Source organism: Cupriavidus sp. FW305-26 (assembly GCF_058787975.1).
On record NZ_JBYTAH010000032.1, the window covers coordinates 48348 to 74835 of the forward strand.

General features: G+C 66.8%; 25 protein-coding genes and 1 tRNA gene. 18 read left to right on the forward strand and 8 right to left on the reverse strand.

The genetic code is table 11. The annotated features are described in order from the left end of the window. The first annotated feature begins 29 nt into the window (after nt 1-29). The 10 genes from lptC (at nt 30) to AC3WQZ_RS18345 (ending at nt 8535) form a co-directional block, all read left to right on the forward strand. Nucleotides 30-659, forward strand: coding sequence for an LPS export ABC transporter periplasmic protein LptC (lptC, locus tag AC3WQZ_RS18300; protein ID WP_010814390.1), 630 nt, complete (start codon nt 30-32; stop codon nt 657-659). Nucleotides 660-726: 67 nt separating this feature from the next. Then, nucleotides 727-1377, forward strand: a complete 651-nt coding sequence (gene lptA / locus AC3WQZ_RS18305; protein ID WP_011614488.1) for a lipopolysaccharide transport periplasmic protein LptA — start codon at nt 727-729, stop codon at nt 1375-1377. Nucleotides 1378-1445: 68 nt separating this feature from the next. Continuing rightward, the gene (gene lptB / locus AC3WQZ_RS18310) at nt 1446-2246 is read left to right on the forward strand and encodes an LPS export ABC transporter ATP-binding protein (protein WP_010814388.1); all 801 of its coding nucleotides are present in this window, start codon (nt 1446-1448) and stop codon (nt 2244-2246) included. A gap of 134 nt (nt 2247-2380) precedes the next feature. After that, entirely contained in the window at nt 2381-3862 is a 1482-nt protein-coding gene (locus tag AC3WQZ_RS18315; RefSeq protein WP_439671233.1) for an RNA polymerase factor sigma-54, read from the forward strand. Nucleotides 3863-3910: 48 nt separating this feature from the next. Then, complete coding sequence (gene hpf / locus AC3WQZ_RS18320; RefSeq protein WP_010814386.1) at nt 3911-4261, forward strand: ribosome hibernation-promoting factor, HPF/YfiA family; 351 nt, start codon at nt 3911-3913, stop codon at nt 4259-4261. A gap of 456 nt (nt 4262-4717) precedes the next feature. Further along, on the forward strand, nt 4718-5173 hold the full coding sequence (gene ptsN / locus AC3WQZ_RS18325; RefSeq protein ID WP_010814385.1) for a PTS IIA-like nitrogen regulatory protein PtsN: 456 nt from the start codon (nt 4718-4720) through the stop codon (nt 5171-5173). Nucleotides 5174-5254: 81 nt separating this feature from the next. Next, complete coding sequence (hprK, locus tag AC3WQZ_RS18330; protein WP_010814384.1) at nt 5255-6226, forward strand: HPr(Ser) kinase/phosphatase; 972 nt, start codon at nt 5255-5257, stop codon at nt 6224-6226. A gap of 162 nt (nt 6227-6388) precedes the next feature. Further along, nucleotides 6389-6781: a PsiF family protein gene (locus tag AC3WQZ_RS18335; protein ID WP_010814383.1), complete on the forward strand. Its 393-nt coding sequence runs from the start codon at nt 6389-6391 to the stop codon at nt 6779-6781. A 118-nt stretch (nt 6782-6899) separates the two neighbouring features. Further along, the gene (rapZ, locus tag AC3WQZ_RS18340; protein ID WP_010814382.1) at nt 6900-7784 is read left to right on the forward strand and encodes an RNase adapter RapZ; all 885 of its coding nucleotides are present in this window, start codon (nt 6900-6902) and stop codon (nt 7782-7784) included. Nucleotides 7785-7875: 91 nt separating this feature from the next. Next, on the forward strand, nt 7876-8535 hold the full coding sequence (locus AC3WQZ_RS18345; RefSeq protein WP_010814381.1) for an LON peptidase substrate-binding domain-containing protein: 660 nt from the start codon (nt 7876-7878) through the stop codon (nt 8533-8535). Between the two features lie 4 nt (nt 8536-8539). Here AC3WQZ_RS18345 and mutY read toward each other — a convergent pair whose 3' ends face one another. The 3 genes from mutY to mutM all read right to left on the reverse strand — a co-directional run bounded on the left by mutY (nt 8540) and on the right by mutM (nt 12920). Continuing rightward, nucleotides 8540-9718: an A/G-specific adenine glycosylase gene (gene mutY / locus AC3WQZ_RS18350; RefSeq protein WP_492301003.1), complete on the reverse strand. Its 1179-nt coding sequence runs from the start codon at nt 9716-9718 to the stop codon at nt 8540-8542. Nucleotides 9719-9810: 92 nt separating this feature from the next. After that, nucleotides 9811-11763 (reverse strand): dynamin family protein, encoded by a 1953-nt coding sequence (locus AC3WQZ_RS18355; RefSeq protein WP_011614482.1) that lies wholly within the window; start codon nt 11761-11763, stop codon nt 9811-9813. A gap of 278 nt (nt 11764-12041) precedes the next feature. Further along, complete coding sequence (gene mutM / locus AC3WQZ_RS18360) at nt 12042-12920, reverse strand: bifunctional DNA-formamidopyrimidine glycosylase/DNA-(apurinic or apyrimidinic site) lyase (protein ID WP_010814378.1); 879 nt, start codon at nt 12918-12920, stop codon at nt 12042-12044. Nucleotides 12921-13074: 154 nt separating this feature from the next. Between mutM and AC3WQZ_RS18365 the strand changes: the two genes are divergently transcribed. The 8 genes from AC3WQZ_RS18365 to AC3WQZ_RS18400 all read left to right on the forward strand — a co-directional run bounded on the left by AC3WQZ_RS18365 (nt 13075) and on the right by AC3WQZ_RS18400 (nt 21333). Beyond that, entirely contained in the window at nt 13075-15030 is a 1956-nt protein-coding gene (locus AC3WQZ_RS18365; protein WP_492301005.1) for a tetratricopeptide repeat protein, read from the forward strand. Between the two features lie 93 nt (nt 15031-15123). Continuing rightward, complete coding sequence (gene lolB, locus AC3WQZ_RS18370) at nt 15124-15717, forward strand: lipoprotein insertase outer membrane protein LolB (RefSeq protein WP_010814376.1); 594 nt, start codon at nt 15124-15126, stop codon at nt 15715-15717. 8 nt (nt 15718-15725) lie between these two features. Continuing rightward, nucleotides 15726-16604, forward strand: coding sequence for a 4-(cytidine 5'-diphospho)-2-C-methyl-D-erythritol kinase (ispE, locus tag AC3WQZ_RS18375; protein WP_492301007.1), 879 nt, complete (start codon nt 15726-15728; stop codon nt 16602-16604). A 59-nt stretch (nt 16605-16663) separates the two neighbouring features. After that, nucleotides 16664-16740 (forward strand) — tRNA-Gln (locus AC3WQZ_RS18380). A gap of 94 nt (nt 16741-16834) precedes the next feature. After that, entirely contained in the window at nt 16835-17788 is a 954-nt protein-coding gene (locus AC3WQZ_RS18385) for a ribose-phosphate pyrophosphokinase (protein ID WP_010814374.1), read from the forward strand. Nucleotides 17789-17920: 132 nt separating this feature from the next. Beyond that, nucleotides 17921-18538 (forward strand): 50S ribosomal protein L25/general stress protein Ctc, encoded by a 618-nt coding sequence (locus tag AC3WQZ_RS18390; RefSeq protein ID WP_010814373.1) that lies wholly within the window; start codon nt 17921-17923, stop codon nt 18536-18538. A gap of 151 nt (nt 18539-18689) precedes the next feature. Next, entirely contained in the window at nt 18690-19286 is a 597-nt protein-coding gene (gene pth / locus AC3WQZ_RS18395) for an aminoacyl-tRNA hydrolase (RefSeq protein ID WP_010814372.1), read from the forward strand. Nucleotides 19287-19482: 196 nt separating this feature from the next. Further along, a complete protein-coding gene (locus AC3WQZ_RS18400) occupies nt 19483-21333 on the forward strand; it encodes a PhoX family protein (RefSeq protein WP_058697914.1) in 1851 nt (616 codons plus the stop codon). Between the two features lie 101 nt (nt 21334-21434). Here the strand turns inward: AC3WQZ_RS18400 and AC3WQZ_RS18405 are convergent, their stop codons facing one another. The 5 genes from AC3WQZ_RS18405 to AC3WQZ_RS18425 all read right to left on the reverse strand — a co-directional run bounded on the left by AC3WQZ_RS18405 (nt 21435) and on the right by AC3WQZ_RS18425 (nt 26194). Beyond that, entirely contained in the window at nt 21435-21695 is a 261-nt protein-coding gene (locus AC3WQZ_RS18405; protein ID WP_010814370.1) for a YfhL family 4Fe-4S dicluster ferredoxin, read from the reverse strand. Between the two features lie 68 nt (nt 21696-21763). After that, nucleotides 21764-22249: a pantetheine-phosphate adenylyltransferase gene (gene coaD / locus AC3WQZ_RS18410; protein ID WP_010814369.1), complete on the reverse strand. Its 486-nt coding sequence runs from the start codon at nt 22247-22249 to the stop codon at nt 21764-21766. A gap of 240 nt (nt 22250-22489) precedes the next feature. After that, entirely contained in the window at nt 22490-23047 is a 558-nt protein-coding gene (gene rsmD, locus AC3WQZ_RS18415; RefSeq protein WP_051398507.1) for a 16S rRNA (guanine(966)-N(2))-methyltransferase RsmD, read from the reverse strand. Between the two features lie 207 nt (nt 23048-23254). Next, nucleotides 23255-24637 (reverse strand): M16 family metallopeptidase, encoded by a 1383-nt coding sequence (locus AC3WQZ_RS18420; RefSeq protein WP_010814798.1) that lies wholly within the window; start codon nt 24635-24637, stop codon nt 23255-23257. Between the two features lie 9 nt (nt 24638-24646). Then, nucleotides 24647-26194: a M16 family metallopeptidase gene (locus AC3WQZ_RS18425; RefSeq protein WP_010814799.1), complete on the reverse strand. Its 1548-nt coding sequence runs from the start codon at nt 26192-26194 to the stop codon at nt 24647-24649. Between the last annotated feature and the right edge of the window lie 294 nt (nt 26195-26488).

Genomic DNA, 26488 nt, shown 5'->3' on the forward strand with positions numbered 1-26488 from the left:
GGCACAACCGGCACAACGCCAAGGACACCATGCAGGCACTCCTCGCCTCCCTCAGCGGCATCGTCATGCGGCTGCTGCCGCTGCTGCTGATGGCCTTCGTGGCGGGCAGCACGTTCTGGCTGGTCCAGATCAACTCCCCCAAGGAAGACCCGGCCGCGCAAAGCGCCAAGAAGCATGAGCCCGACTACTTCATGGACCGCTTCTCGGCCACTGAGCTGGCGCCGGACGGCAGCACCAAAATCCGCTTTACCGGCGAGCGCATGGTCCATTTCGAGGATGACCAGACCTACGAGGTGACCCGGCCCGCCATGCGCGCGTATGAGCCGGACCGCCCGCCGGTCACCGCCCGCGCCGATATGGGCCGCATGAACGCCGAGGGTTCGGTGATCGACCTGTACGGCAACGGCTTCGTCATGCGCCAGCAGGGCGTGGACGTGTCCAAGGACCCGCAGCTGACCGCCGCATCCAGTTATTTCCAGCTGCTGGTCAATGACGACATCGTCAAGACCGACAAGCCGGTCAAGCTGACGCGCGGCCCGTCGGTGATGACCGCCAACGGCCTGATCTTCAACAACGTCACGCGCGAAGTACAATTGCTCGGCAATGTACGCGGCACCATCATCACCGGGCCGACCCCTGGCCGCGCGCCGGGGTCCTGAGCCCCGGCCCGGGGGCCGCACCAACCCGCACCAACGTACCCAGACGCCCTCAAGCAACCCTGCCAACATGACTGCTTCCCTGACGACATCGTCCCGTCGACGCACCGCCCCGGCCCTGCTCGCCCTGGCCATGGCCTTCGGCCTGCTGGCCCAGCCCGCCCTGGCCGAGCGCGCGGACCGCGACAAGCCGATGGTGCTGGAGGCGGACAACGCCAGCTATGACGACGTCAAGCAGATCTATACGCTGACCGGCAATGTGGTGCTGACCAAGGGCACCATGATCCTGAAGTCCGACGCCGCCGAACTGCGCACCGATCCCGAGGGCTACCAGTTCGCGGTGGCCACCGCCAAGCCGGGCAAGCAGGCCTACATCCGGCAGAAGCGCGAAGGCGTCGACGAATACATCGACGGCTGGGGCGACCGCATCGAGTACGACGGCAAGCAGGAGTACTCCAAGCTGATCGGCAATGCCCGCATGGCGCGCCTGCAGGGCGCCAAGCAGGTCGACGAGATCCGCGGCGCGGTGCTGACCTACGACAGCCGCAAGGAGTTCTACACGGCTGCCGGCGGCGGTAGCGGCGACGCCGCGGCCGCCAATCCGTCCGGCCGCGTGCGCGCGGTGCTGTCGCCGCGCCAGGACCAGAAGGCCGGCGCCACGGGCAGCGGCGGCTCGCCGCTGGACCTGAAGCCGGCGCCCGCGCCTGCCAACAAACCCTGACGCCTGGCGCCGGCTGCGTGCATCGCATGCGGCCGGCGCCAGAAACGCCTGAACGCCAGACTGTGCCAATGACCGATACCGCAACCATCGCCGACAAGCCTTCCGTCGAAGCCTCCACCGTCCTTGCCGGCGGCAGCACGCTGGTCGTGCGCCACCTGAAGAAACGCTATGGCTCGCGCACGGTGGTCAAGGACGTCTCGCTCGACGTGAAGAGCGGCGAGGTGGTCGGCCTGCTCGGGCCCAACGGCGCGGGCAAGACCACCTCCTTCTACATGATCGTGGGCCTGGTGGCGCTGGACGAAGGCGATATCGTGCTCGACGGCGACCACATCAGCGGCCTGCCGATCCACGAGCGCGCGCGCATGGGGCTGTCGTACCTGCCGCAGGAAGCCTCGGTATTCCGCAAGCTCAACGTCGAAGAGAACATCCGCGCGGTGCTGGAGCTGCAGGTGAGCAACGGCAAGCCACTGCCCAAGGCCGAGATCGAGCGCCGCCTGGATTCGCTGCTCGACGACCTGCAGATCGCGCACCTGCGCAACAACCCGGCGCTGTCGCTGTCGGGCGGCGAGCGCCGCCGCGTGGAAATCGCGCGCGCGCTGGCGTCGTCGCCGCGCTTCATCCTGCTGGACGAACCCTTCGCCGGCGTGGACCCGATCGCCGTGGGCGAGATCCAGCGCATCGTCAGCTTCCTCAAGGCACGCAATATCGGCGTGCTGATCACCGACCACAACGTGCGCGAGACGCTCGGCATCTGCGACCACGCCTACATCATCAGCGAAGGCACGGTGCTGGCCGCGGGCCAGCCCGAGGAAATCATCGCCAATGACGCAGTGCGGCGCGTCTACCTGGGTGAGAACTTCCGCATGTGATGCAGCGGCCTGCCATGGAGCGGCAGGCCTATTCGCGGGCGCACGTGGGCCTGCCACAGCCAGCAGCGATCAGACCGCATAAGCGATAGCAATTTCCGTTCCAACAACGGAAAGATGCGCATAGAATAGGTCGCATGAAACCGTCGCTACAGCTCCGCCTTTCCCAGCATCTGGCCCTGACCCCGCAACTGCAGCAGTCGATCCGGCTGCTGCAGCTTTCCACGCTGGAACTGCAGCAAGAGGTCGAACAGGCACTGACGGAAAACCCTCTGCTCGAACGCGAGAACGACTGGATCGAAAGCCCGCTGCGCGTGGCGGCCGATGGCTCGGTCAACCTGCAGAGCGCACCGGCGCCCGCGCCGGCAGAGCCGCAGGGCAATGGCGAGGCCCGCGCCGACGGCGCGGCTGACGACGACAGCTATGGCGACAGCGGCAACGGCGACGACTATGGCAGCGGCGACTGGAGCCTGGACGACTTTGCCCGCCGCCCCCAGGGCGACGAGGACGAAAAAACGCCGATGCAGCTGCGCGAAGCCGAGCCCACGCTGCGCGAGTACCTGATGGAACAGCTCACGCCGCTGAAGATCTCGGCGCGCGACAAGGGCCTGGCCATCTTCCTGATCGAATCGCTCGACGACGATGGCTACCTGAGCGCATCGCTTGAGGAGATCTGCACGGAGTTGCCGGAAGAACTCGAGTTCGAGATCGAGGAGGTCCACGCCATCCTCACGCTGCTGCAGAGCTTCGACCCGCCCGGCGTGGGCGCGCGCAACGCCGCCGAGTGCCTGGCCCTGCAGTTGCGGCGCCTGACGCACCCGCAGCGCGAACTGGCCCTGAACATCGTGACCAACCACCTGGAGTTGCTCGCAGTACGCGACTACACGCGGCTGAAGAAGGCGCTGCAGGTGGATGAAGCGGCGCTGAAGTCCGCACACGAACTGATCCGTTCGCTGGCGCCCTACCCCGGCCATGCATACAGCCGCCCGGAGGCGGACTTCGTGGTGCCGGACGTGTTCGTGCGCAAGGGTGGCGGCGGCTGGATCGCGCAGCTCAATCCGGATGTGATGCCGAGGCTGCGCATCAATGACATGTATGCGCAAATCCTGCGTGGCGCAAAGGGTGAGTCCGGCACCGCCGGGCTGCAGCAGAAGCTGCAGGAGGCGCGCTGGCTGATCAAGAACATCCAGCAGAGGTTCGACACAATCCTGCGTGTCTCGCAGGCCATTGTCGAGCGTCAAAAGAACTTTTTCAGCCACGGCGAAATCGCCATGCGCCCCTTGGTTTTGCGGGAGATTGCCGATACACTGGGTTTACACGAGTCAACCATCTCCCGGGTGACGACCAATAAATATATGGCAACGCCGATGGGTACTTTCGAACTGAAGTACTTCTTCGGCAGCCACGTGTCCACCGAAACCGGTGGCGCGGCTTCGTCAACGGCCATCCGCGCCTTGATCAAGCAACTGATAGGAGCCGAAGACCCGAGGAATCCCCTTTCCGACAGTCGCATTGCCGAACTGCTGGGCGAACAAGGCTTCGTTGTCGCACGCCGCACCGTTGCCAAGTATCGCGAAGCCCTGAAGATCCCCGCAGTCAATCTCCGCAAGTCTTTGTAGCCGAGCCCACCGCCTGCCTGGTGAGGCTCTTTCAGAAGGAGAAGCGCTATGAACTTCAAGATCAGTGGACACCACCTGGACATCACGCCCCCTCTGCGTGAGTACGTGGAAACGAAGCTGGAGCGAATCGTCAGGCATTTCGATCAAGTCATTGGCGTTAGTGTGCTGCTCTCTGTCGACAACCATAAGGAAAAGGACCGGCGTCAGTACGCGGAAATCAATCTACATCTCAAGGGCAAGGACATCTTTGTCGAAGCGCATCACGAAGACCTGTATGCAGCGATCGACGCACTCGTCGACAAGCTGGACCGTCAGGTGATCCGCTACAAGGATCGCGTGCAAGGCCACGACCGCGAAGCGGTCAAGTACCAGATGGCCGCAGCGCAAATGCAGCAATGACCGTGCCCGGCAGCCCCGCAGCGGGCTGCTGAATCAGGATTGAACAGGCAAGCCGCGCCAAGAAGCGCGGCTTTTTTGCGCCCTCGCGTTCCCGGTTGCCGCCGGCATGCCGCGCCCGCACTGGCGGCGCGCCCCGGCTGTGGCGCCGGAGCCGATGCTTTTCACCCGAATGAGCAAGGGTGTTCGCAAGCGCTGCGCCAAGGTGTATGCTGCGCCATACAAAGAGAGGGAATCCTGGCCGTGCCCCGCACCGGTGCACCGGCTCCCCGCCGCGGAGGCACCATTGCATCACCATGTATCTTTCTGCACCGGCTTGCCCCGTTGCGCTGCACAATGCGGGAGTAGTCGCTGCTCTATAATGGGCCGGACGCCTCCGGCCAGGCCAACGGCAGGCCGGAGCCAGCCCACTGCCCGGCGGAACGGTCCGCCCGCTAACTGAAATCCTGCGCATCGCCCATGAATCGTTTGGCCAAATTGCTGCCACCCGGCAACATCACCCTCGACGTCAGCGTCACCAGCAAGAAGCGTGTGTTCGAGCAGGCCGGGCTCCTCTTCGAGAACAACCATGGTGTGGCGCGCGCCATCGTGACGGACAACCTGTTCGCGCGCGAGTCGCTTGGATCCACCGGCCTGGGCGCCGGCGTGGCAATCCCGCACGGCCGCATCAAGGGCCTGAAGCAGCCGCTGGCCGCGTTCATGCGCCTGGCCGAACCAATTCCGTTCGAATCGCCCGATGGCAAGCCGGTATCGCTGCTGATCTTCCTGCTGGTGCCCGAACAGGCTACGCAGCAGCACCTGGAAATCCTGTCCGAAATCGCGCAACTGCTTTCCGACCGCGACATGCGTGAAGGGCTGGCCACGCTGCCCACGCCCGATGCCGTCCATCAGTTGCTGATCGCATGGCATCCCTGATCCCCTGATCCCTCAAGCGGGCCGGCACCAGACCGGGCAGGCGCCAAGGCGCTTCGCAAACCGCCCCACCAGTCATACCGCATGGAACTCACCGGCGTCACCTCCCAGTCCATCTTCGACGACAACGCAGCCGACATCAAACTCTCGTGGGTGGCCGGCCTGGAAGGTGCGGATCGCGCCTTCGATGTGGAGTTCGCCCGCGAAGCCACCTCCGCCGCCGACCTGGTGGGCCACCTGAATCTGATCCACCCCAACCGCATCCAGGTGCTCGGCAAGCCCGAGATCACTTATTACCAGCGGCTGGACGACGAGACCCGCAAGCGCCAGATGGGCGAGCTGATCCTGCTGGAGCCGCCCTTCCTGGTGATCGCCGACGGCATGGAGCCGCCGCCCGACCTGGAACTGCGCTGCACGCGCTCGTCCACGCCGCTGTTCACCACGCCGGTGTCGTCGGCCGCGGTGATCGACCACCTGCGCCTGTACCTGTCGCGTATCTCCGCGCCGCGCGTGACCATGCACGGGGTATTCCTCGACATCCTGGGCATGGGCGTGCTGATCATGGGCGAATCGGGCCTGGGCAAGAGCGAACTGGGCCTGGAACTGATCTCGCGCGGCCACGGGCTGGTGGCCGATGATGCCGTGGACTTCGTGCGCCTGGGGCCGGATTTCATTGAAGGCCGCTGCCCGCCGCTGCTGCAGAACCTGCTTGAAGTACGCGGTCTGGGCCTGCTCGACATCAAGACCATCTTCGGTGAGACCGCGGTGCGCCGGAAGATGAAGATCAAGCTGGTGGTGCAGTTGGTGCGTCGCAATGACGGCGAGTTCGAGCGGCTGCCGCTCGATTCGCAATACCTCGACGTGCTGGGCCTGCCGATCCACATGGTCAAGATCCAGGTGGCGGCCGGGCGCAACCTGGCCGTGCTGGTCGAGGCCGCGGTGCGCAACACCATCCTGCGCCTGCGCGGCATCGATACGCTGCGCGACTTCATGGACCGGCAGCGCGCCGCGATGCAGGCCGATGCAGTATCGCGCGGCCAGGGCCGCTTGCTCTGAGCGCCGGCGTTTTCATTTGCTTACAACGGCGTTGACGCAGAACGTCAACGTTCTTCAGGCATGCTCCGTTTTGTGCTGTAATGGGCATCGCGCCCGTTACGGAAGCTGCAACGCCGGCAATGGCGCGCGGCCATGAAGTTTTCCACACCCAGGAGAGCAAGCATGAAGAAATTGATCGCGATGTGCGCGCTGGTCACCCCGATGATCGCCGCCAGCGCTTTTGCACAGACCACCGCCACGCCGGCAACCCCCGCGACGCCAGCCAAGCCGGCGGCCACCGCACCGGCAACGCCGGCCATGCCTGCCACGCCCGCCACCCCGGCTACCCCGGACAAGCCCGCAGCCAACGCCCAGCAGGACAAGATGAAGGCCTGCAATACGCAAGCCGCCGGCAAGAAGGGCGACGAACGCAAGGCGTTCATGAAGGAATGCCTGTCCAAGGGCGCGTCCAAGACCCAGCAGGAGAAGATGGCCTCCTGCAGCAAGTCGGGCAAGGGCAAGAAGGGCGACGAATACAAGGCCTACATGAAGGAATGCCTGTCCAAGGCAGCCTGAGCCGCAACCAGCGCCGCAAGCTGACGACAAAAACATGGCGAACCGCGAGGTTCGCCATGTTTGCTTTTGCGCGTGGTGTCATGACGCCTTCATCACGTGATGCTATGCTTCAGTTGCTATGCGCATCATCCTCATCACCGGCATATCCGGTTCCGGCAAGTCCGTCGCACTGAACGTGCTCGAAGACGCAGGCTACTACTGCGTGGACAACCTGCCGGCTCAGTTCATCCCGGAACTGACCCGCTATCTCGACAGCCAGGGCTATACGCACCTGGGCGTCGCCACTGACATCCGCAGCCGCGAGTCGCTCGACCAGTTGCCCGACACCGTGCGCGCGCTGGCCGCTGAGCACCAGGTCGAGGTGGTGTTCCTGACCGCCAGCACCGACGCACTGGTGCAGCGCTACTCCGAGACGCGCCGCCGCCACCCGCTCTCGGTCCGTACCGACGGCGTGCCGGGCCCGGGCGGTGAACCCGCCTTCAACGACACCGCGCTGATGGAAGCGATCGAGATGGAGCGTGCGCTGCTGAGCCCGCTGGCCGAGGCCGCGCACCGCATCGACACCAGCAATGTGCGCACCAATACGCTGCGCAGCTGGATCAAGGAGCTGATCCGCGACGACAGCCAGCGGCTGACGCTGCTATTCGAGTCATTCGGCTTCAAGCACGGCGTGCCCAGCGATGCGGACATGGTGTTCGACGTGCGCTCGCTGCCCAACCCCTATTACGACCTGGCCTTGCGCCCGCTGACGGGGCGCGACACGCCGGTGATCGACTTCCTGCAGGCCCAGCCAATGGTGCTGGCGATGGCCGAGGATATCCGCGCCTACGTGGAAAAGTGGCTGCCGAGTTTCATTGCCGACAACCGCAGCTACCTGACCGTGGCGATCGGCTGCACCGGCGGCCAGCATCGCTCGGTCTATATTGCGGAAAGGCTTGCCAACTACTTCCGGGCGCATGGTAATGTGCTGGTGAGACACCGAGAGCTCGCACCGGCGGGCTGACGCAGGCGGGACTGCCCACTGGCATCATTGGCATCTGCGCGCCGCGTTGGCCGGCTGGCCCATTGCTGCGCGATACCCAAGCTGGCACTGCATGTCCTCGACCGACCTCTACCGTCCCACGGCATCAGAAGATCCGCCGCGGACGCTCGACAACCTGCCGCTGTTCCCGTTGCACACCGTGCTGTTTCCCGGTGGACGGCTGCCATTGCGCGTGTTCGAGGCGCGCTATGTCGACATGGTGCGCAACTGCCTGCGCGACAACACTCCCTTCGGCGTTTGCCTGATCGAAAGCGGCGAGGAAGTGGCCCGGCCGGACCAGCCCACCGTGCCGGAACTGATCGGCTGCCTGGCGGAGATCGTCGACTGCAACATGGAACAGCTGGGCGTGCTCTTGATCCGTGCGCGCGGCCGCGAGCGCTTCCATATCGTCAGCCATGACACCCGCGACGACGGCCTGCTGGTTGCGCGCGCCGAGGTGCTTCCTCCCGACATCATCGACTGCAAGCTGGAGCTGCTGGGCGAATGCCTGGATGCGCTGCGGCGCATTGTCACGCGGCTCCATGCCGAGCAACCCGACCGCCTGCCATTCGACGAGCCCTACCTGTGGGACGACCCAAGCTGGGTCGCCAACCGGCTGTGCGAGTTGCTGCCGGTGCCGCTCAAGGCCAAGCAGATGCTGATGGCGTTGCCCGATGCCGGCATGCGCATCGAGATCGTGCACCGCTACATGCGCCAGAACCACATGCTCTAGGCGCTCAGAACAGCCCGCCGCGGGCCTGGTCCTCCAGCAGCCTGCGCACCGGCGCGGGCGTACCCACCGCATCGAGATCGTCAAGCGAGATCCAGCGCTGCGCGGCTTCCGCGGCGCCGTCCTGCGCCATCAGGCTTGCGCCGTCCGCGCTCACATCGACCCGGATGGCACGGATCAGCAGGCGGAAGTGCGTGAACACATGGGTCAGCTCGCCGGTCAGTGCGGCGCGCGCGGGCTTGCCGAAGGCGCGGGCATAGTCGAGCGCCGCCGCCTCGGCGGCTTCCGTGTCGAAGGGCACGCTGTCGACCGGCATCTCCGGCAGGCTCCACAAGCCGCCCCAGATGCCGCTGCCGGGGCGCAGGCGCAGCAGCACTTCGCGCTGGCGCCGCACCAGCAGCATTACCGTGCTGCGCTCGGGGATGGCCGCGCGCGGCTTGGGCGTGGGCAGCACGCCGGTGAGCCCGTCGCGGCGCGCCACACAGTCGGCCGACAGCGGGCACGCACCGGCATCGGCCAGGCAGGCCGGCTTGCCGCGCGAGCACACCGTGGCGCCCAGGTCCATCAGCCCTTGCGTATAGGCGATCATGTCCTCGGCCTGGCGCGGGCCTGCGGCCGGCAAGGCCAGCTCGGCCAGCTGCCACATGCGCGTTTCCACCACGCGCTCGCCCGGATGGCCGTGGATGCCGAAGCAGCGCGCGAACACGCGCTTGACGTTGCCATCCAGGATTGGAGAACGCACGCCGGCGCTGAATGCGGCGATTGCCGCGGCGGTGGAGCGGCCGATGCCGGGCAATGTGGCCAGCACCGCGGGATCGGTCGGGAAACGGCCACCATGCTCGCTCACCACCTGCATAGCACAGCGGTGCAGGTTGCGTGCGCGCGAGTAATAGCCCAGCCCCGCCCATAGCGCCATGACCTGGTCGGCAGGCGCCGCCGCCAGCGCCTGCACCGTGGGCAGCTGCGAGACAAAGCGCTGGAAGTAGTCGATCACCGCGCTCACCTGGGTCTGCTGCAGCATGATCTCCGACAGCCAGATGCGGTACGGGTCGCGCGTGTTCTGCCACGGCAGGTCGTGCCGGCCATGCTGGCGCTGCCAGTCGACCACGCTGGCGCCGAAGTCGGGCGGCACGCAGATATCGTCGGGGATGGCGGAAACGGCGCGAGGGGCTGGTTTGCGGGGCATCTGGGTGAAACGTTCTGAAGCGCGGGGCGCGCGGCGCACCAAAGGAAAAGGCGCCGCTAAGTGCGGCGCCACATGATATACCGGCTTCAGGATCAGGCCACCGCAAGGCTCGCGCTGTCGGCTGCAGCCGTCGGCCGCAGCAGCCGCTGCGCGTAGCCCTCGATACGGCCGCTGCGCTCGTCCAGGCCGTTGAGCACTTCCTCGAGTTCGGCAATGCGGCTTTCCAGCGTGTCGGTGGCCTCGTGGATGCGCTCGATCGAATCGACGCGCCGGCGCAGCTGCTTCTGGTGCTCGCGCACCTGCGCTTCCAGCGGCGTCATTACCGACTTGAGCCAGACCTCGATATCGCGGTTCAGGTCGCGGAAGTTCTCCAGCACGCGGCTGGCCATGGTGCTGAAGGCGCTCTGGACCAGCTGCGGGCGCGAGCGCGTCAGCATGCTGACCGTGCCGAAGTGCGCATGCACCAGGCGCAGTGTTTCCTCAAGCTCGGCCACGTAGCGCTCGGCAGTGAACTGCATCGGCGCGGGCAGCGTGAAGCCGTGCTCGGCGTTGAAGCGCCGGTACATGCTTTCGATCAGCTGGTGCAGCTGGCCGATCTTGTTGTCGGCATCGGTCACCAGCCTGGTCAGCTGCGCAAACAGCGCGTCCATGTCTTCGCGCAGTCCGCGCGAGAAGAAGCGCTCTTTCATCTGCTCGCGCGCGCTGCGCATGGTGAGGCGCACGTCGCGCAGTTGCAGGCTCTTGATGATGTCGGCGCTGTGGCGGCCGAAGACCAGGCGCAGCGCCTGGAACTTGCTGATGCTCTGCTCGAACTCTTCCTTCTCGCCCTGCACCCGCATCAACATGTGCTTGACCATCGCGTGGTTCTTGCCGCGCAGGCCGCGCAGCTCGAACAGCTGCTCGACGATATCGCGGCGGCGGCTCTGCAGCAGCTGCTGCGCGGCGCGCGCCATGTCCTGCACCAGCCGGTGCGCCTGATCCGAGACGATCTCGCGCCGGCGCGGGATCAGCTGGTCGGACAGCACGTGCTCGAACTCGGGCAGGCCGCTGCGCGCCAGCAGCTCGTCGTCGTGCGTGACCTTGGCCACCAGGCCCTTCTGCGCCGATACCGGATAGACGCGCGACTGTTCGATGCCCAGCACCTGCGCGGTGGTGGACACCTGCCGCGCGATCTCCTGCGCGATCTCGCCCGGCTCGCGCAGCGGATCCCACAGCCCGTCGATCTTGTTGAGCACCGCCAGGCAGCCGCGCCGGTGGCCGGCGCCGACATGGCTGCGCCACAGCTCCAGGTCGCTCTTGGTGACGCCCGCATCGGCGGCCAGCACGAACACCACCACATGGGCATCGGGGATCAGCCGCAGCGTCAGCTCGGGCTCGGTGCCGATCGCATTCAGGCCCGGCGTGTCAAGGATCACCAGGCCCTGGCGCAGTAGCGGATGCGGGAAATTGATGACGGCGTGGCGCCAGCGCGAGATCTCGACCATGCCCTCGGCATCGACCGCGTAGGCGGCATCGGGATCGTTCTCGTGGTACAGGCCCAGCGCCTCGGCCTGCGCCGGCGGCACGCGCACGGTCTGCACCACGTGCTGGAACGCAGCCAGCATGCCCTCGGGCGAAGACGGGTCCAGCGGCACCGAATGCCAGTGCGAAGCCGAGGTGCCGGCCTCCAGGAAGTCGGCGGTAGAGGCCTCCTGCAGGCGTGTCTCGATCGGCAGCAGCCGGATGCACGGCGGCTCGGCCTCGTCGTAGCGCAGCTCGGTCGGGCACATCGTGGTGCGCCCCGCCGACGACGGCAGGATGCGGCGCCCGTAGTCGGCAAAGAAGATGGCGTTGATCAGCTCGCTCTTGCCGCGCGAGAACTCGGCAATGAACGCGACCTTGAGCCGGTCGCTGCGCAGCACGCTCTGGATGCGCTGCACGCGGTCATCGGCCTGGGCGTCGTACAGGTCGTGCTGCTGCAGCCAGGACTGGAATTCGGCCAGTGACTGGAGGACCCCGGTTCTCCAGGCGCCGTATTGTTCGAATTGGTGGGCGAGCGTTGTCATGGAGCTGTTCGGCTGACTTGGTTTTACCTCGGGGCACGCCGCTTTCGCGCTGCGCCCGTGTTCGCACAATGCCGGCCCGACCACGGTCTACCTGCAGGCGGTGGGCCATTTTGTAACTTTTTATGACTGCGCACACGATACAGGTTTCCACGACGGTTTTGTGGAATTCACGCCCCTCAGTAATGGCTTGCACAAGGAGTGTTGCGCCGACCCATCGACAATCGCCGGCGGCGCGCATTGTGCGCCACACGGCGCCTGCCCGGGGTGGCCGCCAAGGCTCAGTGCTGGCAGTTCGGGCAGTAGAAGGTCGAGCGCTGGCCCTGCACGATCTGGCGCACCGGCGTGGCGCAGACCCGGCATGGCTGGCCGGCGCGGTCGTAGACCAGGCAATCCAGCTGGAAATAGCCGCTGGCGCCGTCGCTGCCGACAAAGTCGCGCAGCGTGCTGCCCCCGCGCTCGATTGCCTGTGCCAGGGTCTCGCGCACCGCCTGCGCCAGGCGGTCGCAGCGCGCGCGGCTCAGGCGCCCGGCCGGGGTGGTCGGACGGATGCCGGCGCGGAACAGGCTTTCGGACGCATAGATATTGCCCACGCCGACCACGATGCCGCCGGCCAGCAGCACGGTCTTGATGGCGGCGCTGCGCCCGCGCGTGTGGCGGTGCAGCCAGGCGCCGTCGAAGGCAGGATCGAAGGGCTCGATGCCGAGCGTGCGCAGCAGCGGGTGCGACGGCAGTTCAGCCTCGGGCAGCGTGCTCCACAGGATGGCGCCGAAGCGGCGCGGATCGCGGAAACGCAACACGATGGTGCCCGGTTTGGTGCCCAGCGCGGCGCCGGGCCCGGGGGCCAGCACCAGGTCAAGGTGGTCGTGCGCGCCAGGCGGCGGCGCCTCGGGCAGCACCCGCAGCGTCCCGGTCATGCCCAGGTGGACCAGCAGCCAGCCGGCCGGCTCGCCCGCCGCCTCGCTCACGCATTCCAGCAGCAGGTATTTGCCGCGGCGCTCGATCCGGCGCACCACGCGCTGGGCCAGCCGCATTTCCAGTTGCGGATCGACCGGCCAGCGCAGGCCGCGGTGGCGCACCGTGACCGCGGCGATGCGCCGTCCCACCACATGCGGCAGCAAGCCGCGCCGGGTCACCTCGACCTCGGGCAATTCTGGCATCGAACCTCTCCGTTGGTTACCGCTCAAAACTCCAGCGGCGCCTGCGGGCACCGGCCTGCGGCGCCAAGCAGCGCATTGTAGCGGCAGGCTACAATGCCCTTTATCAATGCGCTTTCTCTCATCCCTCGCCAGCGCGCGCCGGAGCAATCACTACATGTCGGACCTCATGCCGGACCTGATGCCGGACTCCACATTGCAAGCCACCGCGGGCGGCCTCCCGATCGCTTTTCCAGGCGCCGTTTCCCGCACAGCGCGCACGGCTGGCGCCCTGGCCCGGTTTTTCCAGGCGCCCCGCCGCCATGCGCGTGCGCTGGCCGCCTCGGCATTGCTGGCCCTGACCGCCGGCACCAGCCACGCCGCGCCGCCTGCGGGCGCCATGCCATTGCCATCGGCACTGCAGCTGGCCGCGGCCGAAAGCGAGCGCCCCGCCGCCGCCAGGTCCGCACGCAGCGCGCTGCCGTCGCTGGAGCTGACCGACGACATCGTCTATATGGTGCTGGCCGCGGAGATTTCCATGCAACGCGGCCTGGTCGGTCCGGCCTACCGGACCTACATGGAACTGGCCCGGCAGACCCGCGACCCGCGCTTCGCGCAGCGCGCCACCGAGATCGCCTTCAATGCGCGCATCCCGCAGCAGGCACTGGACTCCGCGCGCCTGTGGAAGGAGATTTCTCCGACTTCGCCCGCGGCAGCGCAGGTGCTGTCGACGCTGCTGGTGCTCAACGGCCGCTGGGACGATGCCCGGCCCCTGCTGCAGCAACAGCTGGCGGCGGTGCCGGCCAGCCAGCGAGGCGAGGCCATCCTGCAGCTGCAGCAGCAGCTGTCGCGCACCAGCGATGCGGCCGGCGCGGCCACACTGCTGCAGGACCTGACCAAGAATGACGCCAAGCTGCCGGAAACGCAGCTGGCACTGGCGCGCGCCAGGGAAGTCGCCGGCGACGAGCCGGGCGCGCTCGCCGCGCTCGACCAGGCATTGCGGCTGCGCCCGGGCTATGAAGCGGCCGCGCTGATGGCGGCCGAGCTGCGCGCCGAGAAGCAGCCCGACGAAGCCGTCGCGATCCTGAAGCGCTTCCTCGACAAGTCGCCCGATTCGGTCAACGGCCATATCACGCTGGCGCGGCTGTACCTGCTGCGCAACGACATGCAGTCGGCTCGGCAGGAGTTCGAGACCCTGCGCAAGGTAGCCCCGGGCGACCCGCGCGTGCCGCTGGCATTGGGCCTGACCAGCCTGCAGGCCAAGAGCTACGGCGAGGCCGAGCAGTACCTGAAGGAATACCTGCAGCTGGTAGAGAAGCAGCCCACCGCCAACCCCGACATTGCCTACCAGTACCTGGCGCAGATCGCCGAGGAGCGCAAGGACTACGCCGGCGCCATCCGGTGGCTGGACCGCATCGAGGACATCCGGCTGGCGCCCGCGGCGACCGCCAAGCGCGCACAGCTGCTGGCGCGCATGGGCAAGCTCGACGACGCCCAGGCGCTCTTCGGCGAGATGCTCACCGACGCCGAGGACATCTCCGATCCTGGCCAGCGCGCGCAGCGCATGACCGCCATCCGCCAGGCCGAGGTGGCCACGCTGATGGAAAGCAAAGCCTATGACCGCGCCCGCAAGCTGCTCAACGACCGCATTACGGCCGAGCCCGACAACGCCGACTGGATCTACGAGCTGGCCATGCTCGACGAGCGCCAGAAGCGTTACGACAGCATGGAGAAGGGCCTGCGCAAGGTGATTGCGCTGCAGCCGCAGCAGAAGCAGGGCTACAACGCGCTGGGCTACTCGCTGGCGGACCGCAACGAGCGGCTGCCCGAGGCGCTCAAGCTGCTGGAGCGCGCCTCCGAGCTGGGGCCGGACGATCCGTACATCATGGACAGCCTGGCCTGGGTCAAATTCCGCATGGGCGACCTGCGCCCGGCGGCCGACCTGCTGCGCAATGCCTATTCCAAGGCGCCCGAGGCCGAGATCGGCGCGCACCTGGGCGAGGTGCTGTGGCAGCTCGGCGAGCATGACGAAGCGCGCAAGACCTGGACCGAGGCCGTCCGCATCGACCCCGAGAACGAGACCCTGGTCGACACGCTGCGCCGCTACAAGGTCAACGTGCAAGTGTCCAAGTAACCCCGCCCGCCGCGACCCGCAGCCCGGGTCCGCGGCGCCGGATTTCCGTCAGCCGGCGGACGCCGCCGCGCCGCCGTTCTCACGACCAAGCCCATGAACCGATCCCGACGCCTGGCGCTCTTCTGCCTTGGCGCCCCGCTGCTGCTGCAGGCGTGTGCCAGCGTGGCACCGTCGCGCAGCTTTGATGGCGACCAGGCCGCCGCCAGCCAGCAATACACCGGCCGCTTCTCCGCCAACTACGTGCGCTACGGGCGCGACGAAGGCGTGCAGGGAAGCTTCCGCTGGGAAGAACAGGGCCGCAACGTGCGGCTGGACCTGGTGTCCCCGCTCGGCCAGACCCTGGCCGTGGTCACCGCCACACCGTCCGGCGCCACGCTCGACCTGCCCAACCAGCCGCCGCGCAACGCGCCAGAGGTCGACACCCTGATGGAGGAAGCGCTCGGCTTTGCGCTGCCGGTGGCCGGCATGCGCGACTGGCTGCACGGCCGCGCCACGCAGGGCGCGCCCGCGCGCACCACGCGCGACGAGCAGGGCCGGCTGGCCACGCTGGCGCAGAACGGCTGGACCGTGCGCTACGTCGCCTGGCAGGACGCAGCCGCCCAGGTGCCGCGCCGCATCGACCTGGCGCGCGACGCCGGCAGCAATCCGCTGTCGGTGCGCCTCGTGATCGATCCCCGGACGCCGTGAACCACGCCATGCATCGCAGCCAGCCCCTGCCCCCGCCCGAACTGCGCGACTGCCCCGCGCCGGCCAAGCTCAACCTGTTCCTGCACGTGACCGGCCGCCGCGCCGACGGCTACCACACGCTGCAGACCGTGTTCCAGCTGGTCGACTGGTGCGACACGCTGCATTTCCGCCGGCGCGACGACGGCGTGGTCGCACGCGTCACCGACGTGCCCGGCGTGCCGGCCGAGACCGACCTGGTGGTGCGCGCCGCGCGCGCGTTACAGGCGGCCACCGGTGCCACGTTCGGGGCCGACATAGCCATCGACAAGGTGCTGCCGATGGGCGGCGGCATCGGTGGCGGCTCGTCCGATGCCGCCACCACGCTGCTGGCGCTGAATCACCTGTGGGGACTGGGCCTTGCGCGTGCCGAAATGATGCGCATCGGGCTGGCGCTGGGCGCCGACGTGCCAGTATTCGTGTTGGGCCAGAACGCCTTTGCACAGGGCATCGGCGAGGACCTGACGCCAGTCGAGCTGCCCGAGAGCTGGTTCGTGGTCATCCACCCGAAACAGCATGTCCCCACCGCTGAAATTTTTTCGGACGAGTGCTTGACAAGGGATACGCCGCTCTCCATAATTGCGGTCTTCGCTGCTCGCACAAACAAATTCGATTTCGGTCGCAACGACCTGGAACCGATAGCAACAGCGAAGTTCGGCGAAGTCGCCCGAGCCCTGGCATGGCTGAAGCAACACAATCAGCATGCCAGGATGACCGGTTCCGGAGCCTGCGTGTTTGCGCGTTTTCCCGACGCAACAACAGCGCAGCAGGTTTTGGAAAGGTTGCCTCCCGAATGGGACGGCAGGTGTGTGCGCAGTCTGGCACGTCATCCGCTCGCAGCGCTCGCGTAGCAAGTTTTCGTTCGGCGCGGTACGGCAGTCTGGTACCACGAAGAACGGCCCGGTTGTGTAGGGGAGTCGCCAAGTTGGTCAAGGCACCGGATTTTGATTCCGGCATTCGAAGGTTCGAATCCTTCTTCCCCTGCCATTACATTCCTATAGTGTCCTTACGGACTCTCTGTATCAGTCACCGGCTTTGCCGGTGACGCCAAGCTCCCCCAGCAGCAAGACAGGTGCCCCGAATGAGCAGCGAAGGCTTGATGGTATTTACCGGCAACGCCAACCCCAAACTCGCGGAGGCTGTCGTACAGCACCTCGGCATTCCCCTGGGCAAGGCGTTGGTTGGCCGTTTCTCCGACGGCGAAGTTCAAGTTGATATCCAGGAAAACGTTCGCGGCAAGCACGTCATCGTGCTGCAGTCCACCTGCGCGCCGACCAACGACAACCTGATGGAGCTGATGGTGATGGTCGACGCGCTCAAGCGCGCCTCGGCACGCAGCATCACCGCCGCCATGCCCTACTTCGGCTATGCCCGCCAGGACCGCCGCCCGCGTTCGGCGCGCGTCGCGATCTCGGCCAAGGTCGTGGCCAACATGCTGGAAGTCGCCGGTGTCGAGCGCGTGCTGACGATGGACCTGCACGCTGACCAGATCCAGGGCTTCTTCGATATTCCCGTCGACAACATCTACGCTTCGCCGGTACTGCTGGGCGACCTGCGCGAGAAGAACTACGGCGACCTGCTGGTGGTGTCGCCGGACGTCGGCGGCGTGGTCCGTGCCCGCGCACTGGCCAAGGAACTGAACTGCGACCTGGCGATCATCGACAAGCGTCGTCCCAAGGCCAACGTGGCCGAGGTGATGAACATCATCGGTGAAGTCGACGGCCGCAACTGCGTCATCATGGATGACATGATCGACACCGGCGGCACGCTGTGCAAGGCCGCCCAGGTGCTGAAGGAGCGCGGCGCGCTGAAGGTCTTCGCCTACTGCACGCACCCGGTGCTGTCGGGTGGCGCGGCCGCCCGCATCGCGGACTCGGCGCTGGACGAAGTGGTGGTGTGCGACACCATCCCGTTGTCCGAAGAAGCCGCCAAGTGCACCAAGATCCGCCAGCTCTCGACCGCCCCGCTGCTGGCCGAGACCTTCACCCGCATCGTCAAGGGCGACTCGATCATGTCGCTGTTTGCGGGTTCCTGATAGAATTTAAGGCTTTACTGCGTTGATCGCCGTTTTTCGGCGATCAACGTGACTTGATCGGCGCATCATTTGCTGTTTGCGCCGCAACGAGGCTGTCTGGTCGCGGACGGCCTTCTTACTTTTGGAGTCATCATGAAAGTTGTCGCTTTCGAGCGTAGCGTACAGGGAACGGGTGCGAGCCGCCGCCTGCGCAATTCGGGCAAGACCCCCGGCATCATCTACGGCGGCGCCGCCGAGCCGAAGATGATCGAACTGGATCACAACGCGCTGTGGCACGCCCTGAAGAAGGAAGCGTTCCACTCGTCGATCCTGGAACTGGAAGTCGCTGGCAAGTCGGAACAGGCCCTGCTGCGCGCATTCCAGATGCACCCGTTCAAGCCGCTGGTGCTGCACGTAGATTTCCAGCGCGTGTCGGCCAACGACAAGATCCACGTCAAGGTGCCGCTGCACTTCATGAACCAGGAAACCGCTCCTGGCGTGAAGCTGGGCCACGGCATCGTCAACCACATCCTGAACGACCTGGAAGTTTCGTGCCTGCCGGCCGACCTGCCCGAGTTCATCGAAGTGGACCTGGCCGCCGTCGAGCTGAACCAGACCGTCCACCTGTCGGACATCAAGCTGCCGAAGGGCGTGACCGTGATCACCCACGGTGACGACAACCCGGCCGTCGCCAGCATCTCGCAACCGGCTGGAGCCGTGTCGGAAGCTGCCGAAGGCGGCGAAGCCGCTGGCGAAACGCCGGCTGCCTAAGCTGCAGCAGCGGTCGCGGCCTGCCGGCCGCGCCACGAAGAAACCGCCGCTTCTTGCGGCGGTTTTTTTTCGCCCGGCAGCCGTCTGCCGGTTTTTCGGTATCCTTGGCGCTTGTGGCGCAGCCTTGCGCGCCAACGACCCAGTCAAACGCATGATCAAGCTCATCGTCGGCCTCGGCAATCCCGGTGCGGAGTACGAGGCCACCCGACACAACGCCGGCTTCTGGCTGGTGGACCAGCTGGCCCGCATGGGCGGCGCCACGATGCGCGTGGAAGGCCGCTTCCACGGCCTGGCCGCGCGTGCGCGGCTGTGGGACCAGGACATCTGGCTGCTCAAGCCGTCGACCTTCATGAACCGCTCCGGCCTGGCCGTGGTGTCGCTCGCGCGCTTCTACAAGGTCCTTCCCGACGAGATCGTGGTCGCGCACGACGAGATGGACCTGCCGGCGGGCGCGGCCAAGCTCAAGCGCGGCGGCGGCGCGGGCGGCCACAACGGGCTCAAGGACATCTCGGCCCACCTGTCCACGCAGGACTACTGGCGCCTGCGCCTGGGCGTGGGCCATCCGCGCAACGCGCCCGGCGGCGCCGGCGCGGGCCGCGAGGACGTGGTCAACTTCGTGCTCAAGCCACCGCGGCGCGAGGAGCAGGAAGCCATCGATGCCGCCATCGACCGCTGCATCGAGCCGCTCGGCCTGCTGGCACGCGGCGATGCTGAACGCGCCATGGCGCAGCTGCATACCACGCGCTGACAAATACGCATATTCCTGCGACAAGCGTATGAAAACGGGCCGCATCTGCGGCCCGTCGTGGTTTGGCGGCCCAAGACTGCTGTTGCAGACAATATGTCATCAAAGTGCCATGGGCGGCACATACATTCCGTGGTTTCCAATCGCGTCGGTATCGCATGGTGGCCGATGCGCATGACAACCCACAGGAGGAAAGCCCATGTCGTACCTGACCGATCAAGCGCGGGCCGCCAGTCGCGCTGCCAAGCCCGACGCTGACGTGCCCGGCCAGATGCTCGAAGACATCGTAGCCGCCAACCCGGCCCGCCGCCGGGTGCTGCGCGGCGGCCTGGGCCTGTCGCTGGCCTCGGCGTTCGGCAGCGGCCTGCTGGCCGCCTGTGGCGGCGATGACGATCCCGCACCGGCACCGGCCCCCGCACCTGCTCCGGCCCCAGCGCCCGCCGCGGCCGCCCCGAGCTACGACGTCACCTTCGAGCCGGTCGCCAAGTCGACCGCGGATGCCGTGGTCGTGCCCAATGGCTACAGCGTCGACGTGCTGTTCTCCGCCGGCGACCCGGTCGAAGCCGGTGCCACCGGCTATGCCGGCGCGTTCCAGTCCTCGGCCGAAACCGAGCGCCAGGCCGGCGGCAACCACGACGGCATGCACTACTTCGCGCTGCCGGGTGTCGATCCGCAGAAGGGCGGCCTGCTCGCCATCAACCACGAGCTGCCGGACTACAAGATCCTGTTCGCGGGCGGCACCTATGACGCCGCCACGGCCAGCCCCGAGCAGAAGCGCATCGCGCTGTCGGCGGTCGGCATCTCGGTGATCGAAGTGGAACTGGCAGCCAGCGGCAAGTGGCAGGTCAAGCGCGACTCGATCTACAACAAGCGCTACACCGGCAACACGCTGTACCGCGTGGGCGGCCCGGCTGCTTCGGTGGTGGGATCGACCGTAGTCGGCATGCTCAACAACTGCTCGAGCGGCCATACCCCGTGGGGCACCTACCTGACCTGCGAAGAGAGCACGGACAACTACATCGACCCGACCCAGGCCGAGAACGGCTACGGCTGGGTGGTGGAAGTCGATCCGTACGGCACGCTGGGCTCGCCGGCCAAGCGCACCGCGATGGGCCGCTTCGACCATGAGAACGTCGCCTTCCTGACCGACGCCAGCAACAACGTCGCCTTCTATATGGGCGACGACGGCACGCCGGGCTGCATCTACAAATTTATCCCGAGCAAGGCCTTCGATCCGAACAACCGCGCCGCCAATGCCAACCTGCTGGACAGCGGCACGCTCTACGTGGCCAGGTTCAACGCCGACGGCAGCGGCCAGTGGATCGAGCTGACGCAGGGCAAGAACGGCCTGACCGTGGGCGCTTCGGATCCGGGCAACTGGACCCAGTCGGCCGTCTCGCCGGCGCCGACCACGGTCGACTTCGCCAGCCAGGCCGACGTGCTGATCAACACCAAGTCGGCCGCGCGCGTGGCCGGTGGCACGCTGATGGACCGCCCCGAGTGGATCACGGCCGCACCGGACAAAACCCTGTACTGCACGCTGACCAACAACAGCGGCCGCCAGCAGACCGACGCCGCCAACCCGCGCAAGAACAACCTGCACGGCCATATCGTCAAGTGGAACGAAGCCGGTAATTCGCCGCTGGCGACCACGTTCACGTGGAGCATCCTGCTGCAGGCCGGCGACCCGTCGCTGGCCACCGACAACCTGAAGGGCAACATCAACGGCGACACGTTCTCGAGCCCCGACGGCCTGCGCGTCGACCCGCAGGGCCGGCTGTGGGTGCAGACCGACTCCGGCACCAGCGCCACCTACACCAGCACGTTCGGCAACAACAGCATGTACTACATCTCGCCGACGGGTCAGTCCAAGCGCTTCCTGGTCGGCCCGACCGGCTGCGAGATCACCGGCATCGCCTACACGCCGGACCTGACCACCTGCTTCATCAACATCCAGCACCCCACCGGCGCGTGGCCGGACGCGGCCAAGCCGCCGCGCTCGTCCACCATCGTGGTGCGCCGTGGCGACGGCAAGCCGATCGGTGCGTGACCGCGCAGTGCAGTAGGTAGTACCAGCAGTAACTGGGGAAAAGTTAAACCCCCGTCACCTTGCGGTGCCGGGGGCTTTTTTTGCCTTGCTGAAGCTGCGGGTCAGGCCGCGTGCTTGGCGGCCGTCAGCAGCCGGTAGCGCTGCATCAGGACCTCATGCGTTTCGACGCGGTTCGGATCCTTGGGGATACAGGCGACCGGGCAGACCTGCTGGCATTGCGGCTCGTCGAAGTGCCCGACACACTCGGTGCACTTGTTGGGGTCGATTTCATAGATCTCGGGCCCCATCGAAATGGCTTCGTTCGGGCACTCGGGTTCACAAACGTCGCAGTTGATGCAGTCGTCAGTGATCATCAGCGCCATGGTGTTTCCTTCCTGCGGACACGCCCGCGCCCGACTGGCCGCGACTCGACGTATCTGAGTCTGCTATTTTATTCCGGTTTGCCGATTTTCTCTTGCAGCCAGCGTTCCACCGACGGGAACACGAACTTGCTGACATCGCCGCCCAGCACCGCGATCTCGCGCACGAAGGTGCCGGAGATGAACTGGTACTGGTCCGACGGCGTCAGGAACATGGTTTCCACGTCGGGCAGCAGGTAGCGGTTCATGCCTGCCATCTGGAATTCGTACTCGAAGTCGGACACCGCGCGCAGGCCGCGCACGATCACGCGCGCATTGTTGTTGCGCACAAAGTCCTTGAGCAGGCCGGAAAAGCCTTCGACGCGCACATTGGGATAATGCCCGAGCACTTCACGGGCAATGCCGATGCGCTCTTCGAGCGAAAAGAACGGGCGCTTGTTGGGGCTGTGCGCCACGCCGACCACCAGTTCGTCGAAGATGTTCGACGCACGGCGGACCAGATCCTCGTGTCCCCGGGTCATTGGATCGAACGTGCCGGGATAGACCGCGATGACCATACTTCCTCCTTGATCTGCCCGCTGCCGGCCTTGGGCCGCCTCTTGCGCCGGCCGGACCGGCGTGGGTGCTGCGTCGCGAGCGTTGTAACAGCGGCGTAGTGTAACCCCAAATGCGCCACTTGGAAGCCGCCCGGCGCACCGTTTTGCCGCAGCGCAGCTATGAAGCCGTTTCCCATTGAGGAAGGGGACCTTCCTCATTGCAGAACAGGCCTACCCGGACCATCGCCCCAGACTGGTGCATCAGGCAGCGCCGTTGCCCGGCACGCGATGCTGCAGCAGGTGGAAATGCACCGCGCCGGCGCGCGCGTGGCGCACGATTTCAAGCGACGCCGGCACCGGCGCGTCGGCACCGGTCAGCGCATGGTCGGTCTCGACATAGACTGCGCCGCCGGGCCGCGACAGCCTCGCCGCGTGCTCCAGCGCCGGCCCGACCCAGTCCTCGGCGAAGGGCGGATCCAGGAAGACCACGTCGAAGCTGGCATCGGGCAGTTGCGCGGCAATGGCAAAGGCATCGCCCTGCATCACGCGCACCTGAGCCGCGTCGAGCCGGTACTGGTTGTCGCGCAGCTGCTTGGCCACGCGCGCATTGGACTCGACCAGCGTGACCGCGGCGGCGCCGCGCGAGGCGGCCTCGAAGCCAAGCGCGCCGGAGCCGGCGAACAGGTCCAGGCATTCCAGCCCGGACAGGTCCTGGCCGAGCCAGTTGAAGAGCGTCTCGCGCACGCGGTCGGGCGTGGGGCGCAGGCCCTGGGCATCGGGAACGGGCAGCAAGGTGCGCTTCCAGCGGCCGCCGATGATGCGGACCTGGGACGGCTCCTGGCGCGGTGCCTGGCGTGGCGCCGCGGAAACGGGGGAACGCCCGCCGCTGGCAGCGGCAGGAGAGGCGGGGGGGGGGGCGACGGCAATCGGGAACGCGAATTCATCCCGTGATTGTAGAGCCTGCGGGCCGGTTCGCCGCACGCGCCGGAGCCCCGGCGCGCATGACGGGCCCAAGCGGCGCCGGCATCACTGTCTGGCGGCAGTCGCAGGCGCCGCGACAGGGCCGCCGACGATCACCGTCGCCATATTGTCCGGGCGCACATGGCGCTGGAAAGCGGCCCTGACCTGCTCACGCGTGACCTTGCCAATCTGGGCGGTCCAGGTGTCCAGGTAATCCAGCGGCAGCCCGTACCAGCCGATATTGGCGACGTTGGTCAGCAGCTTGCGGTTGTTGTCGATGCGCAGCGGGAAACCGTTGATGAGGTTGTCCTTGGCCGCGCGCAGCTCTTTCTCGGTCGGGCCCTCGGCGACAAAGCGCGCCAGCACCTGGCGCACCAGCGCCAGCGCTTCGTCGGTCTGCGCCTTCTTGGTCTGCAGGCTGATGCCGAACGGACCCGGCTGCTTGGACGGCGCGAAGTAGCTGTCCACGCCGTAGGTCAGGCCGCGCTTCTCGCGCACCTCGTCAGTCAGGCGCGAGCTGAAGCCGCCGCCGCCCAGCACATAGTTGCCCACCAGCAGCGCGAAATAATCAGGGTCGCCGCGGGCAATCGCCGGCTGGCCGATGGCCACGCTGGACTGCTGTGCCGGATGCGGCATGCGCTGCTCGCTCGGGGCGATGTTCAGGCGCACCTGCGGCATGGCCGGCGCCGCGCTGCCGGGCGGCAGCCCGCGCGTGAGCTGCTCGGCAATGGCTTCGGCCTGCTTGCGATCGACCGCGCCGATCAGCGTCACGACCGCGCGCTGCGCGCCGTAGTTGTCGCGCCAGAACCTGACGATGTCGTCGCGCGTGATCGACGCCACGCTGTCCGGGGTCGCGGCCACGCCATAGGGGTGGTCAGGGTACATGGCCTTGGCCAGCGCCTTGTCGGCGATCACGCCGGGCTTGGCGTCGGCTTCGCGGATGGCGGTGATCAGGCGCTGCTTCTCTCGCCCGACCACGGCGTCCGGGTAGGTCGGCGCCTTGATCAGTTGCGCGGCCAGCGCGACCGACTGGTCCAGCTCCGGCTGGGCGGTCAGCGTGCGCAGCCCGATGCCGCCGCGGTCGCCGCCGGCGGCGCCGCCAAAGGCGGCGCCGGTATCGGCAAAGCCATCGGCGATCTTCGCTTCATCGCGCGCCGGCTGGCCTTCCAGCGCCGCGGCGCCCTTGTCCAGCAGCGCGGCGGTCAGCGTGGCCAGCCCGGCCTTGCCCGGCGGGTCATAGCGACTGCCGGCGTCGAAGTCGATATTGACGTCGAGCATCGGGATCGACGGGCTATGCACAAAGAACACCCTGGCGCCGGTTGACGCGGTCCAGTGCTCGATCGGGATCGCGGCCTGCGCCAGTTGCGCAGCCAGCAGGACCACGGCGCCCAATGCGGCGCCGGCCAGTTTGCGCAGCGCACGCTGCGGGGTGGTGACGGACTGAGTCATCGCCTTTCCTCAGTGGCGCAGGCCCGACGGGGCCTGGGACTTGGGCTTGTTCGGATCGATCGGCTGCGGCACCAGCGTGGCCACGGTCAGGTTGTCGTCGTTGAAATACTTCGCGGCGACGGCCTGCACCTGCGCCGGCGTGACGGCCTTGATCTTGTCGAGCATGCGGTCGATCTGGCGCCAGGAGATATCCGAGATCTCGGACACGCCGATTTCCATGCCCTGCCCGAACACCGAATCACGCTTGTAGATCTGGCCGGCCACCACCTGCGCCTTGACGCGCTTGAGCTCCTCCGGCGACACGCCCTCCTTGGCGATGCGCTGGACCTCGGCGCGCAGCGCGCGCTCGATCTCGTCGGTGTTGTGGCCTGTGGCGGGCGTGCCGTCGAGCACGAACAGCGACTCGCCGCGGTTGATGCTGTCATAGCCGACGTTGACGTCGTCGGCCAGGCGCTGCTCGCGCACCAGTTCGCGCGTCAGTCGTGCGTTGTCGTAGCCGTTGAGCACGGCCGCCAGCACCTCCAGCGCGTAGGGGTCGACGTCCTTCTCGATATCGCGCAGGCGCGGCACCTTGTAGGCCATCACCATGTACTGGTTCTCGGCCGGCGCCTTGACCCAGATGCGCTTGATGCCCTTTTGCGCCGGCTCTTCCTGGTCCTTGCGCAGCGGCAGCGTACGCGGCTTGAGCTTGCCGTAATAGCGCTCGGCCAGGGCGCGCACTTCCTCGGCCTTGACGTCGCCGGTGACAATCACCATGGCGTTGTTGGGCACGTACCAGTGGCGGTACCACTCCTTGACGTCGTCCACGCGCATATTGACCAGGTCGTCCATCCAGCCGATCACCGGGTGGCGGTACGCGGCGGCGGTGTAGACCGTGGCCAGCAACTGCTCATAGACGGTGCCGCGCGCGGAGTCATCGGTGCGCAGGCGGCGTTCTTCCATCACCACCTTCATCTCGCGTTCGAACTCGTCCTTGGTGATGACGAGGTTGGCCATGCGGTCGGCCTCCAGCTCCATCATCCTCGGCAGGTACTGCTTGCCGATCTGCTGGTAGTACATGGTGAAGTCGCGGTTGGTCATGGCGTTCTCACGCCCGCCCAGCGCGGCCACCTGCTTGGAGAACTCGCCCACGCCGACCTTGGGCGTGCCCTTGAACATCATGTGCTCGAGCATGTGCGCCACGCCGGTGGTGCCGCTGACCTCGTCGATGCCGCCCACGCGGTACCAGATCTGGTGCGCCACCGTGGGCGCGCGGTGGTCTTCCTTGACGATCAGCCGCAGCCCGTTGGACAGGCGGTATTCGGTCGTGCCATGCGCGGTCGCGCCGGCCGGGGCGGTCTGCGTGCCGGGCATCGGCGAAGCCACCACGCCCTGCGCCCCTGCCGGCATCGACCACGGCAGCAAGGCCAGCAGCAGCGTGGGAATGACTCGCCGCGCGAGACGCGCGGCGCGGGCGGGAAGCGGTTTGGAGGAAGGTGAAAGGCGTTGGAAGCGCGTTGCGACGCAGGCTTTGGTGCCTTGTGCGCCCGCAGCGGCCAGGACAGCGCAATGGTTCATGCGACCCCGTCTGCTAGAATTTTGCCGATCGACTCACGTGCGCAAGACTGCGCGCATGAATCTGCCATGTAGCGAACTATACGCAATCGCCGGCCGGGACCACAACGCTTTCTCCCCAGCCATCGCGATGCCTGCGTAACCCATTGATTTATAACCGGTTGCCTGCTGGCATTTGGCTGCCGCCAGGGTATCGGCCCCGGTATTGACTCCATTCCCCAATGTTTAGTTTCTGGAAGAAGCGCAAGGCCGAGCCCGCGCCCGCCGAGGCGCCAGCCCCGGCCCCCGCTCCGGTGG

Bases quoted from the DNA above. Each gene is read 5' to 3' on its own strand.
- rapZ (WP_010814382.1), top strand. From the start codon at position 6,900: ATGCGCATCATCCTCATCACCGGCATATCCGGTTCCGGCAAGTCCGTC.
- pth (WP_010814372.1), top strand. From the start codon at position 18,690: ATGATCAAGCTCATCGTCGGCCTCGGCAATCCCGGTGCGGAGTACGAG.
- AC3WQZ_RS18425 (WP_010814799.1), bottom strand. From the start codon at position 26,194: ATGAACCATTGCGCTGTCCTGGCCGCTGCGGGCGCACAAGGCACCAAA.
- AC3WQZ_RS18390 (WP_010814373.1), top strand. From the start codon at position 17,921: ATGAAAGTTGTCGCTTTCGAGCGTAGCGTACAGGGAACGGGTGCGAGC.
- AC3WQZ_RS18355 (WP_011614482.1), bottom strand. From the start codon at position 11,763: ATGACAACGCTCGCCCACCAATTCGAACAATACGGCGCCTGGAGAACC.
- ispE (WP_492301007.1), top strand. From the start codon at position 15,726: ATGCATCGCAGCCAGCCCCTGCCCCCGCCCGAACTGCGCGACTGCCCC.
- ptsN (WP_010814385.1), top strand. From the start codon at position 4,718: ATGAATCGTTTGGCCAAATTGCTGCCACCCGGCAACATCACCCTCGAC.
- lptA (WP_011614488.1), top strand. From the start codon at position 727: ATGACTGCTTCCCTGACGACATCGTCCCGTCGACGCACCGCCCCGGCC.
- AC3WQZ_RS18315 (WP_439671233.1), top strand. From the start codon at position 2,381: ATGAAACCGTCGCTACAGCTCCGCCTTTCCCAGCATCTGGCCCTGACC.
- AC3WQZ_RS18345 (WP_010814381.1), top strand. From the start codon at position 7,876: ATGTCCTCGACCGACCTCTACCGTCCCACGGCATCAGAAGATCCGCCG.
- lolB (WP_010814376.1), top strand. From the start codon at position 15,124: ATGAACCGATCCCGACGCCTGGCGCTCTTCTGCCTTGGCGCCCCGCTG.
- mutY (WP_492301003.1), bottom strand. From the start codon at position 9,718: ATGCCCCGCAAACCAGCCCCTCGCGCCGTTTCCGCCATCCCCGACGAT.
- AC3WQZ_RS18385 (WP_010814374.1), top strand. From the start codon at position 16,835: ATGAGCAGCGAAGGCTTGATGGTATTTACCGGCAACGCCAACCCCAAA.
- AC3WQZ_RS18420 (WP_010814798.1), bottom strand. From the start codon at position 24,637: ATGACTCAGTCCGTCACCACCCCGCAGCGTGCGCTGCGCAAACTGGCC.
- hpf (WP_010814386.1), top strand. From the start codon at position 3,911: ATGAACTTCAAGATCAGTGGACACCACCTGGACATCACGCCCCCTCTG.
- lptC (WP_010814390.1), top strand. From the start codon at position 30: ATGCAGGCACTCCTCGCCTCCCTCAGCGGCATCGTCATGCGGCTGCTG.
- mutM (WP_010814378.1), bottom strand. From the start codon at position 12,920: ATGCCAGAATTGCCCGAGGTCGAGGTGACCCGGCGCGGCTTGCTGCCG.
- AC3WQZ_RS18335 (WP_010814383.1), top strand. From the start codon at position 6,389: ATGAAGAAATTGATCGCGATGTGCGCGCTGGTCACCCCGATGATCGCC.
- lptB (WP_010814388.1), top strand. From the start codon at position 1,446: ATGACCGATACCGCAACCATCGCCGACAAGCCTTCCGTCGAAGCCTCC.
- coaD (WP_010814369.1), bottom strand. From the start codon at position 22,249: ATGGTCATCGCGGTCTATCCCGGCACGTTCGATCCAATGACCCGGGGA.
- hprK (WP_010814384.1), top strand. From the start codon at position 5,255: ATGGAACTCACCGGCGTCACCTCCCAGTCCATCTTCGACGACAACGCA.
- AC3WQZ_RS18400 (WP_058697914.1), top strand. From the start codon at position 19,483: ATGTCGTACCTGACCGATCAAGCGCGGGCCGCCAGTCGCGCTGCCAAG.
- AC3WQZ_RS18405 (WP_010814370.1), bottom strand. From the start codon at position 21,695: ATGGCGCTGATGATCACTGACGACTGCATCAACTGCGACGTTTGTGAA.
- AC3WQZ_RS18365 (WP_492301005.1), top strand. From the start codon at position 13,075: ATGTCGGACCTCATGCCGGACCTGATGCCGGACTCCACATTGCAAGCC.